Source organism: Microbacterium sp. NPDC090281 (genome assembly GCF_044769635.1).
Classification (GTDB): Bacteria; Actinomycetota; Actinomycetes; order Actinomycetales; family Microbacteriaceae; genus Microbacterium.
The window spans coordinates 555749-568502 of sequence record NZ_JBIVYH010000001.1 but is presented as its reverse complement, the minus strand read 5'-3'; the positions used below and the strand labels follow the sequence as shown (position 1 = coordinate 568502).

Here is a 12754-nt window from a genome sequence, read left to right as displayed (position 1 = left end):
ATGTCTAGAGACGATCGGCCAGAGGGTTCGCCGAAAGTATCCTCACCCGCAGCGACGGCGGGTCGCTTTAGTCGGATGTTCGGATGATCACGCTGCGGAGAGCGAGTGCTCCACCGCCCGCAGATCAGGAGGATGCGGGGCGACCGGGCGCCTCGGCGTCGGGGTTCTCTTCTTCGGGCTCCGGGTCGTACAACACCGGACGATCGATCGTCTTGGTGACATCGGCCGGATCGACGGCGAGGATCAGCATCGCGAGGATCAGCAGCGTGACGATGAACGCCCCACCGCCGACGACGAGGCCGAGGGCGAACGGGGTCAGCCCTTCATATGAGCCGTTCGCGATCAGGGTGTTCACGCGCAGAGTGAAGGCACCGGTGGAGACCAGGGTGACGACCATGGCGAAGACGCCGCACCCGAGCGCGATGAGGAGCAGGTGCAGGGGCCGCAGGATGTCCCGACGGGTGGGCTTCTCGTCGCTCATCGCTCTCCTCCGTGCTCCACAGGGGAAGCGCTGTCGTTCGGTTCGGAGGCCGCGGTGACGGCATCCACTCGCTTCGGCGTGAGGCCGGCGATGCCGAGGAACACGGCGAGGATCGCCGCGTAGCCGCCGAACATGCCGACACCGAGGATGATGCCGGAAAGGATGAACGTGCCGGCCTTGTCGATCGTGTACTCCTGCAGGAATCCGGCCGGGATCAGCAGGAGGACGATGCCGAGCAGAACTCCCAGCGCCCCCACCGTGATCGCGTCGCGCGACAGTGCGTCGCCGGATCGACGGGCTCGGATGCCGGCGAGCAGCTCGATGCCACCGCTGATGATCGCCCATCCGGACACGACGATGAAGAACAGGTCGTCGGAGCGCCAGGCCGGGATGCCGCTGACCATGCCGGCGATGACGCCGACGGCGGCGAGCAGCACGTACGACCAGCGCGAGCCCGCAGGCAGCACCAGCCAGGCAGCGAGCACCTGCACGAGAGCGGTGGTGAAGACGAAGCCGCTGAAGACGGCCAGACCGACGGGGGCGGAGTGATCAGACGAGAACGTGATCATCAACGCGGCGACCGCGGCGAACAGCGCGCGCAGCAATTGCACGTGGCGCATGGTGAATGCGCGAGCAGGGGCAGACATGACGGTCCAGAGTCCTCCGGGGTGTTCCTCCCAGTCTACGCGGGGCTGCGGAGCCGATGCGCCGGGAGGCGTGCGGAGGGAAGTTTCGTGAAGCCCGGCGGATCTCCCCAGATCGATTGCCGGGCTTCACGACATACGCAGCAAGGGGGGCATCACTGCGTCAGGCCGGTGATCGCAGGGTCGGGCACCCTGCCTGCGAAGACGGCCAAGTGACCCCACATGCCCACCCGGTCCCCTGAGGTGCACGCGTGCGGTCGTATGCTCACTCTAGAGCGCTGATCTTCACATACCGGAGGGGGTCTGTGATGAGTTTCGAAGATGACGCGCGCAGAGCACGACCCGATGCGTTCGCGAGTGCCCTGCGCGACGCGATAAATGCGAGGCCTGTGACGCTGTCCGGGCTGCAGCGCCAGCTCAAAGCCAGAGGCAACAACGTCTCGATGGCCACGCTGAGCTATTGGCGCTCCGGCGCACGACGGCCGGAAGGCGCGCAGTCGCTGGCCGCGCTGGCCGACATCGAGGAGCTCCTCGGCCTCGACGAAGCGGCATTGACCCGACTTCTCCGCTCCACGAACCGCACCGGCCCTCTCGGACCGAACCAGTTCCCGATCGACGAGGAGGAGCTCGAGCTGGCGGTCATCGAGGCCTTCCGCGCCCTCGGTGCGGATTATCCGGACACCTCTCGCGAACTCACGACCCACTCGGTGACCGATGTCGGCGCCGATGGCAACGTCGCCTACAGCATCACCCGCAGCATCGTTCAGTCCACGGTCGGCACGATCACGGCGATCCCGTTCCTGGAGATCACTCCCGGCGTCCGCACTCCACCCCCCGTCCTGAGGGCCGTATCGGGGGGAAGGATCGCCGCGCGATACTCGCATCCGGACGGCGAAGTGCACGGCGTGCTCTTCGAGCTCGACGTTCCGCTGACCGCCCCTGAGACCGCGATGGTCGAGTGGTCTGTCGAGTATCCGCCCGACTATCCGGAGACCCGCGACACGGGCCACGCGTTGGCGCAGAAGGCGCGAGAGCTGCTGGTCTGGACGCGCTTCCATCCGGATGCGATGCCGGACTGGTGCGAAGAGCATGTCGAGACCCCGAACGGCGTGACCGTGACCCCGGTACCGCTCACCCGCGGAACGTCGGTGCACCTGGTGCGCAGGGCGTTCGGCCCTGGCGCCCTCGGACTGCACTGGGGCTACGGCCCCCGAGAGGATCAGCCGGGCTGATCGCCGGTCGCGACCGGACGGCCAGGATTGTTCGACCACTGGCTCCATGAACCGGGGAAGACCTTCGCCTCGATGCCGACCTCGTGCAGGATCAGGGCGGTGTGCGCGGCCGTCACGCCGGAACCGCAGTACGCCGCAACAGCAGTGCCCGGCGTCACACCGGCCTCGGCGAAGTTCGCCAGCACGGTCTCGCGGTCGAGGATGCGGCCTTCGGCGTCGAGATGCAGCATGGTCGGGACGTTGCGCGCACCGGGGATGTGGCCGGCCACCGGATCGAGCGGCTCGGTCTCGCCGCGGTAGCGCTCCGGCGCCCGGACATCGAGCAGCACACCGGATGCCGGGAACGCGGCGGCTTCGTCGATCGACAGCGCATCGGCGCCGACCTCCTCGAGCACGACGTCGCCGGGCTCGGGCGTCACATCATCGGTCGCGACCTCGAAACCCTCGGCCTTCCAGCCACGGATGCCGCCGGCGAGCACGCGCACGTCGACGCCGGCCTGGCGCAGCAGCCACCAGGCGCGCGCCGCCGCCGTGCCCTTGGCATCGTCGTACGCGACGACGGTGTCACCTGCGTGCACACCCCACCGACGCGCCGCGTTCTGGAGGGTGGCGGTCGACGGCAGCGGGTGCCGTCCTTCCGAAGCCTCGCCGTGGGTGGAGAGCTCGGTGTCGAGCGAGGCGAAGACGGCTCCGGGGATGTGTCCGCTCAGGTAGTCGTCGTGTCCGGCTGCCGGCCGGTCAAGCCGCCACCGCACGTCGATCACGCGCACCGGCGCGCCCTGGGTCAGAAGGTCGTTCAGCTCGACGGCACTCACGAAGTCGCTCATGCTGCGAGGCTACCGACTCGACGGTGGCATCCCGCGCGTCGTCGTCTTCTTCCGTCACGATTCGGCCGATGACCCCGGCCCACTAGGCTCGATCCGGCAACGTCGAGAAAGGGCCAACGGATGCCCGTTCGCTGGATGCGCTTGCGCCCGCAGGAAGCCGCGCTCATCGCGATCACCGCGGTCTGGGGCGGCACGTTCCTGCTCGTGCACTGGGCGATGGAGCACGCAGGTCCCTGGTTCTTCGTCGGCATCCGGTTCCTGATCGCCGGGCTCATCAGCGTCGTGATCTTCCGTCGCATGCTGCGCGGGATCCGCTGGCGCGACATCGGCGCGGGCGTCGCGATCGGCGTGATGATCTACCTCGGCTACGGCCTGCAGACGCTGGGCCTGCAGACGATCGACAGCAGCACCTCTGCCTTCATCACCGCGATGTACGTGCCGCTGGTGCCGCTCGCGCAGTGGGCCGTGTTCCGCAAGCGCCCACCGGCCATGGCATTCGTCGGGGCGGGGCTGGCGTTCGTGGGGCTGCTGTTCATCGCCGGCCCCGACGCCTTCGCTCTGACGCTCGGCGCGGGCGAGATCGCGACCATGATCAGCACCCTGCCGATCGCCGCCGAGATCATCCTCATCAGCCTGTTCGCGGGGAAGATCGACCTCGGCCGCATCACGGTCATCCAGCTGCTGACCGCGGGTGTGCTGGGACTGCTCACGATGCCGGTGGTCGGGGAGGGCGTGCCGGAGTTCTCGTGGATCTGGGTCGGCTGCGCGGTCGGGCTGGGAGCTGCGAGCTGCCTGATCCAGCTGACGATGAACTGGGCGCAGAAGTCGGTCTCGCCCACCCGCGCGACCATCATCTACGCCGGAGAGCCGGTGTGGGCAGGCGTCATCGGCCGTATCGCCGGTGAGCGCCTGCCCGCGACCGCGCTCATCGGCGGCGCACTCGTCGTGCTCGGGATCCTCGCGAGCGAGCTGAAGCTCGTGCGGCGAAGGCGCCGGGAGGAGAACCACGCCGTGGGCGGAGAATCTCCGGTGAGCTCTCCGCCCGACGCGTAGATCTCCGCCAGACGCGTAGATCTCCCCGCGCCGACGTCAGACCGTGAGCAGTACCTTCGTGGCGCGACGCTCATCCATGGCCCGATAGCCCTCGGCGGCGTCATCGAGTGGAAGGGTGAGGTCGAACACCTTGCCGGGGTCGATCTTCCGGTCCCAGATGAGCTGGATCAGTTCGGGGAGGAAGCGCCGCACCGGAGCCGGGCCGCCGTGCAAGTGCACGCCGGAGTAGAACAGTTCTTCGCCGGGGAGCGCGACGTCGTGCGAGACGCCGACGTAGCCGACGTGGCCACCGGGGCGGGTGGAGCGGATCGCCTGCATCATCGACTCCTGGGTACCGACCGCCTCGATCACCGAGTGCGCGCCGAGTCCGTTCGTGAGCTCCTTGACGCGCGCGACGCCCGCATCACCACGCTCGGAGACGATATCGGTCGCGCCGAACTCACGGGCCAGAGCCTGGCGGTCGGCGTGCCGGCTCATCGCGATGATGCGCTCGGCGCCGAGTTCTCGTGCCGCAAGGATGCCGAGGAGTCCCACGGCTCCGTCACCGACCACCGCTACGGTCTTGCCCGGCCCGGCCTCGGCGGCGACAGCGGCGAACCAGCCGGTCCCCAGGACGTCGGATGCCGCGAGCAGGGAAGGGATCAGGTCGGCGTCGGGCTGACCGGGGGTGGCGACCAGCGTGCCGTCGGCGTGCGGCACGAGCGAGTACTCGGCCTGGGTGCCGTATCGGCCCATCGGGACGACGTGCACGCAGCGGGACTGGTAGCCCGCCTGGCAGATCTCGCAGGTGTTGTCGGACGCCATGAACGAGCCGACGACGAAGTCGCCGACCTTCAGCGTCTGCACCTCGGAGCCGATCTCCTCGACCACGCCGACGTATTCGTGACCCATCGGGGCGTGGTCGACCTCGTTGGCGCCGCGGTACGGCCACAGGTCGGAGCCGCAGATGCAGGTCGCCGCGATGCGGATCACGGCATCCGTCGGTCGCGTGATGGTGGGCTTCTCGCGCTCCTCGACCCTGACGTCGCCGGGGGCGTACATGACTACTCCGCGCATTCGTGATGCTCCTTCTTGTCGTAGGTCTCCAGTCAACGCCGCTTCCGTTCGAAGTGGGAGGGCCTGAGGGAACCCCTCGAAATCGGCGCATCCGGGAATACTCGGACGGAGCGCGCGTTGCACCCGGCATGATTGAAACTTCAACCGTCGCTCCGGTCGCCACGGAACGCACCCGCGTCCGTGTGCCGCTGCGCTTCGGCGACGGCTTCTCCACCACCGCCGATGTGGTCACGTTCGATGGTCTCGTCGACGGCCGCGAGCACCTGCTGCTCGGCCTCGGAGACTGGCGTGCTGCCGTCGAACGCGCCGTCGACGGCGGGGGCGCTCCCCTCGTGCGCCCGCACAGCGAGTGCCTCACCGGTGACGTGTTCGGGTCGGAACGCTGCGACTGCGGCCCGCAGCTGCGCGAGGCCGTGGAACGCATCGCGGAGGAAGGCGGCTTCCTGCTCTACCTGCGCCAGGAGGGGCGGGGCATCGGCCTCTACGCCAAGCTCGACGCCTACGCTCTGCAGGACGCGGGGCTCGACACGTACGAGGCGAACGTCGCCCTCGGTCACGGCGAAGACGAGCGCGACTACACCGTCGCCGCCCAGATGCTGAACGCGCTCGGCGTCGACGGCATCCGCCTGCTGAGCAACAACCCCGACAAGGCCGTGCAGCTCGAAGCGCTCGGCATCCGCGTCACCGAGCGCGTGCGCACCGAGGTGCACCTGTCGGAGGCCAACTCCCGCTACCTGCAGGCCAAGCGGGACCACACGGCGCACACGCTCGACCTGTCCGCAGCGTGACACTCCAGGAGGACACCATGATGGCGGAGCAGCAGCATCCGCGTCGTCTCGACGACACCGAGATGCAGACCTGGCTCCCCGTCATCCGCTTCGTCCAGCTGCTGCCCCAGGTGCTCGACCGCACGCTCAAAGAAGAGGTCGGGCTCAACCACGCGCGCTACGCCATCCTCATCACGCTGGCGGGTCAGGGCGAGGGCGCCGTCACCATGACGGAGCTCGCCCGCATCGCGGGCCTCAGCCGATCGAGGCTGAGCCATGCGCTCGACTCGCTCGAGCAGCGCGGCTGGGTCGAGCGCACCTCCTGCAGCACCGACAAGCGCACCCTCTCCGCCGCGCTGACACCGGCGGGGCGGGAGATGCTGCGCACGGCCGCCCCCGTGCACGTCGAGCAGGTGCGGGAGCTCGTGCTCGATCCGCTCACCGCCGAAGAGCGCGCGCAGCTCGGTGCGATCCTCGGCAAGCTGCTGCCCGGCGTGACCGCGGCGCTGTAGGCCCCGTCCGATCAGGCCTCGGGAACGGGGCGCCCGAACGCCTCGAGCGTGATGTCTTCCGGTGCGGGGCCGCGACGCACGTCCGTGTCGAGCGCGTCGATCGATGCGAGCTCAGCTGTCGTGAGCTCGAAGTCGAACACGTCGAAGTTCTCCGCGATGCGTGCAGGACGCACCGACTTCGGAAGGGCGGAGCGTCCCTGCTGCAGATGCCAGCGCAGCATCACCTGAGCCGGCGACTTGCCGTGCGCGGTGCCGATCGCCAGAAGCGTCGCGTCGTCAAAGGCGGAAGCGCCGTTCGGACGGTACGCCGTGATCCCGCCGATCGGCGACCATGCCTGCGTGCGGGTTCCGGCTGCGGCGTCCGCCGCCTGCACCGCGCGCTGCTGGAAGTAGGGGTGCACCTCGATCTGGTTGACCGCCGGAACGATGCTCGTCTTCTCGCCGAGCTGCGCGAGATGCTCGACCATGAAGTTGCTGACGCCGATCGCGCGGACCCTGCCGTCGGCCAGCAGCGTCTCGAGCGCCTTGTACGCGCCGAGAGTGAGGTCGAATCGCTCTGGGAGCGCCTGGTGGAGGATCAGCAGATCGAGCGTGTCGACGCCGAGCTTTCCGGTCGACTTCTCGAAGGCATGCAGGGTCTCGTCATATCCGTAGTCGCTGATCCACACCTTCGTCTCGATGAAGACCTCGTCGCGCGGGATGCCGGTTCGGCGCACCGCCTCGCCGACCTCGCGTTCGTTGCCGTAGGCGGCTGCCGTGTCGATCAGGCGGTAGCCCGTCTCCAGCGCACTGACGACGGCATCGACCGTCTCTTCGGGAGCTGCCTGGTAGACGCCGAAACCGAGAGCCGGCATCGCGACACCGTTGTTGAGAGTGAGTTGCGTGGTCATGCCTCCAGTGTGCGCCCGCTCGATCCTGCGAGGGAGGGCCTGGCATCACCTCCCTTCTCGCCCGCGGACGGCGTAGCGTCGGAGGATGGACACCCGCAGCGAAGTGCGCGAATTCCTCTCCACGAGGCGCGCACGCCTCACCCCCGATCAGGCAGGACTGCCCGCGTTCGGCGGCAACCGTCGTGTACCGGGGCTCCGCCGCGAAGAGGTCTCGCTGCTCGCGGGCGTCAGCGTCGACTACTACACCCGGCTCGAGCGCGGCGATCTGTCCGGCGCCTCGGAGAGCGTCCTCGATGCACTCGCACGCGCGCTCCAGCTGGATGAGGCAGAGACAGCGCACCTGTTCGACCTCGCCCGCACCGCGAACTCCTCCCCTCTGGCGCGCAAACCACGCCGGAAGGCCGAGGTGCTGCGGCCCAGCATCCTGCGCCTGCTCGATGCGATGGCCGAGGCGCCCGCTGCCGTGCGGAACAACTACTTCGACTACCTCGCCACGAACGCGCTCGGCCGGGCGCTCTATGCACCGCTGCTCGCGGAGCCCCACCCGAACAGCGCGCGCTTCGCCTTCCTGAACCCGGCCGCGCAGGACTTCTACCCCGAGTGGGAGCGCAACACCCAGGAGCTCGTGGCGGCGATGCGCGGAGAGGCAGGGCGCAATCCCTACGACCGGAAGCTGAGCGACCTGGTCGGTGAGCTGTCGACCCGCAGCGAACGCTTCCGCACACTGTGGGCGGCCCACAACGTGCGCTACCACCGCTCCGGCATCAAGCGCATCAACCACCCGGTGGTGGGCGAGATGGAACTCACCTACGAGGCGTTCGAACTGCCCGCCGATCCCGGCCTGCAACTGTCGACGTACACCGCAGAGCCGGGCTCGGCATCGGCCGACAAGCTGAAGATGCTCGCCAGCTGGGCGGCGACGGATGCGGCCGGGCCCGTTCCGGCAGAGGCCGAGGCCGCGCCCGAACGCACCGACGTCTGACACCGCGCACCGCGCCCCACGCTGGGAGTTCAACTTCGGTCCCGGCAGGGTCACTCTGCTGTGGGAGTGGTGAAGCCGTTGGAATGGTGGTCGGACGACCCGCCTCACGGCGTTCGAGGATAGGCGTTCGAGGATAGGGGAGCGAAACGGTCCACCACCGTCTCGCTCCCCGCGCTTCCCCCTCAACCGGTTCCGACAGGGAGAGAACCGGTGACAGCCCCACCCGCGCATCGCTGCGCGGACTGCCACCGGGACGCTCGTCCGCCACCGGCGCGCAGAAACGTATCAGTGCGCCGTTCACGGAGAGGCCCTGCTCGCGTGAACGATCCACGCCCCCGGCCTCCGCATCCGGTTCTGCTCTGAGCAGAACGTCTCGAATCCCCCGGTTGCGGCGGCTTATCGTGAGGCATGGCCGACCTCCTCTCGTTCCCGCGCTCCCCTCGCTCCGACCGTCCACGGCCGAGTGATCCCGAACCCCTCTGGCGTCATCTGCTGGGCGACCAGCTGCGCCGCCGCCGCCACGACCGCGAGGAGACGCTCACTGAGACGGCCGAGAAGGCCGGGGTCTCCCCGCAGTACCTCTCCGAGGTCGAGCGGGGGTTGAAGGAGCCGTCGAGCGAGATGATCGCGGCGATCGCGGGCGCCCTCGACACGAGCCTCATCGAGCTGACCAGCGCGGTCGCGGATGAACTCCGTTCGGTGTCGGCGTCCGCTGCGGTGTCGATGTCCGCCGGACCCGGCATGTTCGCTCTTGCCGCCTGAGCTCAGACGCGCGGCCCGAGCACGGAGTCGATCAGCCCGTAGTCGAGCGCTGCGGATGCGGTGAACACCCGGTCACGGTCGGTATCCGCGCGCAGTTCGACCACCGAGCGGCCGCTATGCCTGGCGAGGATCTCCTCCATGTCCGACCGGACGCGCACCACCTCGTCGGCGGCGAGGATCAGGTCGGGGATCGCTCCCCGCGACTGGCCGGCCGGCTGATGCAGCACGATGCGTGCGTGCGCGAGCGCAGCTCTCTCCCCCGTCGCCCCGGCAGCGACGAGCAATGCCGCTGGACCGATGGCCTGGCCGACGCACGTCGTCGCGATGCGCGGACGGATGTGCTGCATCGTGTCGTAGATCGCCAGCGCCGCGCCTGGGTCGCCGCCCTCGCTGTTGATGTAGAACTGGATGCCCGACTCCGGGCTGTCCGCGTCGAGGTGCAGGAGCTGGGCGATGAGGGCGTTCGCGACCCCCGCGTCGATGCCGGTGCCGAGGTAGATGACCCGCTCGGCGAGCAGGTGCGAGTAGACGTCCATGACGCGTTCGCCTCGCGGATGCTGCGCGATGACGTTCGGGATCGTGTAGCTGCTCATGCGTCCACCCCCAGTCCGACGCGCGCGCGTCGTCGCGGCATCACCTCGGCGATCGAGGCCACGATCCCGTCGATGAAGCCGTACTCCTGGGCCTGAGTCGCGGTGTACCAGCGGTCGTGCAACGAGTCCTCGAAGATGCGCTCGATGGGCTGGCCGGTGTCGGCGGAGATGAGCCCGAGCACGGTGTCTCGCATGTGCCGGAGGTCGTCGGCCTGCGTCTCTATCTCCCCTGCCGAGCCCCCGATCCCCGCTGACCCCTGATGCATGAGGATGCGCGCGTGCGGAAGGGCTCGCCGCTTGCCCGGAGTGCCGGCGGAAAGCAGGAACTGCCCCGCACTGCAGGCGAGACCGAGCGCCAGCGTCGCGACGTCGTTGGGGATGAGGTGCATGATGTCGCGGATCGCGAGCATCGACGGCACGGAGCCGCCGGGCGAGTGGATCCAGAGCGCGATGTCGGCGACCGGGTCTTCTGCCGACAGTGCGAGCAGCTGTGTCATCAGGAGGGTGCCGTTGTCGTCATCGAGCGCACCGTCGAGCACGAGCACCCGCTCGTGGAACAGCGCGCGTCGGGCTTCTGGGCCGAACTGCGGGATGGGGTTGTCTTCGCTCATGCCCCCAGCATCCGTCGCATCTCTGCACGCGGGGGTGGATTCTGCCGTGGGCGGCTCTGCCCTGAGCGGATGCCGGTGGGAAGGCATCCGCTCAGAGCCCCGGGGGAGAGCAGGGTGGGTGGGGTCAGGCGGGGTGGATGGGGTCAGGCGGCGAGAGCCAGGGAGCGGCGGTGGGAGACGCGGTGACCGACCCAGAAGCCGATCGCGATCAGTCCGGCGAGCGCGATGCCGAGGATCCACGGTGTCATCGACGGCGCAGCCCCCGCCGTGGCGGTGGCGAGAGTGCCCGAGCCTTCCGCGATCAGGCCGTTGCCCTCGGCGAGGTCGGCGGCTCCGGCTTCGAGCTTGTCCCCGCCCGCCGCGAGATCACCCGAACCGTCCGCCACCGTGGATGCCCCGGCCGAGAGCTTGCCGATGCCGGTGTTGAGGTCGCCGGCGCCGGACTGCAGCGCGCCGACTCCGGTGGCGAGCGTGCTCGCTCCGTCATTCAGTCGGGTTGCGCCCGCGCTGAGATTCGCCGTGCCGGAGTACAGCGCAGAGGCTCCGGACGAGAGGGTCTGCAGGCCCGAGGCCAGCCTGGCTGCACCGGCCGAGAGCTGCGAGGTGCCGGAATGCAGCGCCTGGGCGCCGGCGACGAGGGCGGGCGCACCCTGGGGAGCGACGAGCGCCGCGGTGCCGGGCCACTTCTTCGACGGGTCCCCGCTGATGAGGGCGTTGACCCCGCCCGTGACCTTCGCGGAACCGTCGGCTGCCGCGACGAGCCCCTGCGCGAGGAGGGGGGCCTTGGCCACCACCGGTGCCATGGCATCCACCTGCTGGTCGACGCCGGTGGCGAGGGTAACGAGCGCCTGCAGCTGCGCGTTCGTCGAGTCGGCCGCGAGCATTCCGGTGAGGGCGTCGCGGAGCTGCTGGGAGTACCCGGGAGCGGTGGCGGCGAGGCCTTCCAGCTTGGTCTGCGCATCCGCGTGCGCGAGAGCGACCACATTCGCATCGACTCCCGCGCCCAACGTGTCGCTGAGCGTGGTCGCGCCGAGGAGCACGCCGTTCGCATATGCGTGGGCGCCGTTGACCCCTGCGGCGAGCGTCGACATTCCGGAGGAGAGGCTCTGCGCCCCGGCATCCGCCGTCGCCAACTTCGCGGCGAGTTCCTGTGCACCGGCAAGCGCCGACTGCGCGCCTCCGCTGACCTTGCCCGCACCGACCACCGCTGTGGATGCACCGGTTGCGAGGCTGCTCGCGCCCTCGGCGAGGGTCGTCGCGCCGGTCGCGGCCGTCGTGGCACCGTCGCTCAGCTTCTGCGAGCCCTCCTGCGCGCTGGCAGCCCCTGTGGAGAGGTCGTCTGTGCCCTCGGCGAGTCGCGCGGCACCGGCCGAGAGGTCTGCGGCGCCGGCAGCGAGGTCCGCGGAGCCGTCCTTCGCCGAGGTGGTGCCGTCGGCGAGTTCAGATGCACCCGCGGCGATCTTGCTCGTCGTCACGAAGAACAGGATGACCATGGCTGCCAGCAGCAGGCTGAGCACGATGACGGCGATGCGCATGCCGATGCCGTGCGAATGGGGCGTGGTACTCGTCATTGAGGACTCCCGAGGTAGGTGGCGTCGTTGCCACCGGCGACTGTATGGGCAGGCCACCTCGCGACTCCGGGATTTGCCGTTCGATACCAAGTCTCAGTGCTGTTGAGACTCAGTTTCTTGTGGCTAGTGCACAAAAGGACATCCGCCACCCCTGTGCTTTCCACGAAAACGAGCCGTAACATCGTGGACTCACGGCCCGCCTAGCCTCGTGCTCATGGCGAAACAACAGGCACAGGCATGGCAGTGGTCGGAAGACGGGCTCAACTTCCGCACCCGCAAGTGGGTGCGGCCCGAAGATCTCAACGCGAACGGCTCCCTGTTCGGCGGCAGCCTGCTGAAATGGATCGACGAAGAGGCGGCGATCTACGCGATCGTGCAGCTGGGCAACTACCGCGCCGTCACCAAGCACATCTCGGAGATCAACTTCGAGGCATCCGCGGTGCAGGGCGACCTGATCGAGATCGGCCTGCAGGCCACGCACTTCGGCACGACGTCCCTGACCATGCGCGCGGCGGCCAGGAACATGATCACGCGCAAACGCATCCTCACCATCGAGAAGATCGTGTTCGTGAGCCTCGACGAAGACGGGATGCCGACCCCGCACGGCTACGACCGGATCACCTACGACCGCGACCGGATGCCGACCGAGCGCATCGCGACCGGGACGATCCGACTCCCCTCGCTCTGACTCGCCTCGACAGCGCCGCGTTGATCGTGTTCGGCTTCGAGAGGTTCGATCAGGTTCGTGAGGGCGCGGAGTCCCCCGAGTGGCC

15 protein-coding genes are annotated in these 12754 nt (G+C 68.9%); 7 read left to right on the top strand and 8 right to left on the bottom strand.

Annotated elements, in window-relative coordinates:
- Positions 1 to 124: 124 nt before the first annotated feature.
- Positions 125 to 481, bottom strand: a complete 357-nt coding sequence (locus tag ACIQTX_RS02750) for a hypothetical protein (RefSeq protein WP_402968580.1) — start codon at positions 479 to 481, stop codon at positions 125 to 127.
- Entirely contained in the window at positions 478 to 1128 is a 651-nt protein-coding gene (locus tag ACIQTX_RS02745) for an acyl-CoA synthetase (RefSeq protein ID WP_402968577.1), read from the bottom strand. The genes ACIQTX_RS02750 and ACIQTX_RS02745 overlap by 4 nt, the downstream gene beginning before the upstream one ends.
- A 305-nt stretch (positions 1129 to 1433) precedes the next feature.
- On the opposite strand from ACIQTX_RS02745, the gene ACIQTX_RS02740 reads away from it, so the two are divergent.
- Positions 1434 to 2357, top strand: a complete 924-nt coding sequence (locus tag ACIQTX_RS02740) for a hypothetical protein (RefSeq protein ID WP_402968574.1) — start codon at positions 1434 to 1436, stop codon at positions 2355 to 2357.
- On the opposite strand, the gene ACIQTX_RS02735 is transcribed toward ACIQTX_RS02740, so the two are convergent.
- A complete protein-coding gene (locus ACIQTX_RS02735) occupies positions 2345 to 3184 on the bottom strand; it encodes a sulfurtransferase (protein ID WP_402968572.1) in 840 nt (279 codons plus the stop codon). The two genes, ACIQTX_RS02740 and ACIQTX_RS02735, sit on opposite strands and share 13 nt — an antisense overlap.
- 120 nt (positions 3185 to 3304) lie before the next feature.
- Here ACIQTX_RS02735 and ACIQTX_RS02730 point away from each other — a divergent pair, with 120 nt between their 5' ends.
- Entirely contained in the window at positions 3305 to 4237 is a 933-nt protein-coding gene (locus ACIQTX_RS02730) for a DMT family transporter (RefSeq protein WP_402968570.1), read from the top strand.
- Positions 4238 to 4273: 36 nt separating this feature from the next.
- Here the strand turns inward: ACIQTX_RS02730 and ACIQTX_RS02725 are convergent, their stop codons facing one another.
- Positions 4274 to 5293: a zinc-dependent alcohol dehydrogenase family protein gene (locus ACIQTX_RS02725; RefSeq protein ID WP_402968567.1), complete on the bottom strand. Its 1020-nt coding sequence runs from the start codon at positions 5291 to 5293 to the stop codon at positions 4274 to 4276.
- Between the two features lie 128 nt (positions 5294 to 5421).
- On the opposite strand from ACIQTX_RS02725, the gene ribA reads away from it, so the two are divergent.
- Entirely contained in the window at positions 5422 to 6081 is a 660-nt protein-coding gene (gene ribA / locus ACIQTX_RS02720; protein WP_402968564.1) for a GTP cyclohydrolase II, read from the top strand.
- Between the two features lie 17 nt (positions 6082 to 6098).
- Positions 6099 to 6572, top strand: coding sequence for a MarR family winged helix-turn-helix transcriptional regulator (locus ACIQTX_RS02715; RefSeq protein ID WP_402968561.1), 474 nt, complete (start codon positions 6099 to 6101; stop codon positions 6570 to 6572).
- A gap of 11 nt (positions 6573 to 6583) precedes the next feature.
- Here the strand turns inward: ACIQTX_RS02715 and ACIQTX_RS02710 are convergent, their stop codons facing one another.
- Positions 6584 to 7462: an aldo/keto reductase gene (locus ACIQTX_RS02710; RefSeq protein ID WP_402968558.1), complete on the bottom strand. Its 879-nt coding sequence runs from the start codon at positions 7460 to 7462 to the stop codon at positions 6584 to 6586.
- Positions 7463 to 7547: 85 nt separating this feature from the next.
- On the opposite strand from ACIQTX_RS02710, the gene ACIQTX_RS02705 reads away from it, so the two are divergent.
- Together ACIQTX_RS02705 and ACIQTX_RS02700 are read left to right on the top strand one after the other, a co-directional pair.
- A complete protein-coding gene (locus ACIQTX_RS02705) occupies positions 7548 to 8444 on the top strand; it encodes a helix-turn-helix transcriptional regulator (protein ID WP_402968555.1) in 897 nt (298 codons plus the stop codon).
- Between the two features lie 408 nt (positions 8445 to 8852).
- Positions 8853 to 9206: a helix-turn-helix domain-containing protein gene (locus ACIQTX_RS02700; protein ID WP_105526050.1), complete on the top strand. Its 354-nt coding sequence runs from the start codon at positions 8853 to 8855 to the stop codon at positions 9204 to 9206.
- 2 nt (positions 9207 to 9208) lie between these two features.
- Here the strand turns inward: ACIQTX_RS02700 and ACIQTX_RS02695 are convergent, their stop codons facing one another.
- The 3 genes from ACIQTX_RS02695 to ACIQTX_RS02685 form a co-directional block, all read right to left on the bottom strand.
- A complete protein-coding gene (locus tag ACIQTX_RS02695) occupies positions 9209 to 9799 on the bottom strand; it encodes a ClpP family protease (protein ID WP_028501040.1) in 591 nt (196 codons plus the stop codon).
- Positions 9796 to 10410 carry an ATP-dependent Clp protease proteolytic subunit gene (locus tag ACIQTX_RS02690; protein ID WP_028501041.1) on the bottom strand — a complete coding sequence of 205 codons (615 nt, stop codon included), beginning with the start codon at positions 10408 to 10410 and terminating at the stop codon, positions 9796 to 9798. The genes ACIQTX_RS02695 and ACIQTX_RS02690 overlap by 4 nt, the downstream gene beginning before the upstream one ends.
- Before the next feature lie 143 nt (positions 10411 to 10553).
- The gene (locus ACIQTX_RS02685; RefSeq protein WP_402968551.1) at positions 10554 to 11981 is read right to left on the bottom strand and encodes a hypothetical protein; all 1428 of its coding nucleotides are present in this window, start codon (positions 11979 to 11981) and stop codon (positions 10554 to 10556) included.
- A 214-nt stretch (positions 11982 to 12195) separates the two neighbouring features.
- On the opposite strand from ACIQTX_RS02685, the gene ACIQTX_RS02680 reads away from it, so the two are divergent.
- Complete coding sequence (locus tag ACIQTX_RS02680; protein WP_402968548.1) at positions 12196 to 12669, top strand: acyl-CoA thioesterase; 474 nt, start codon at positions 12196 to 12198, stop codon at positions 12667 to 12669.
- The last annotated feature ends 85 nt before the right edge of the window (positions 12670 to 12754 follow it).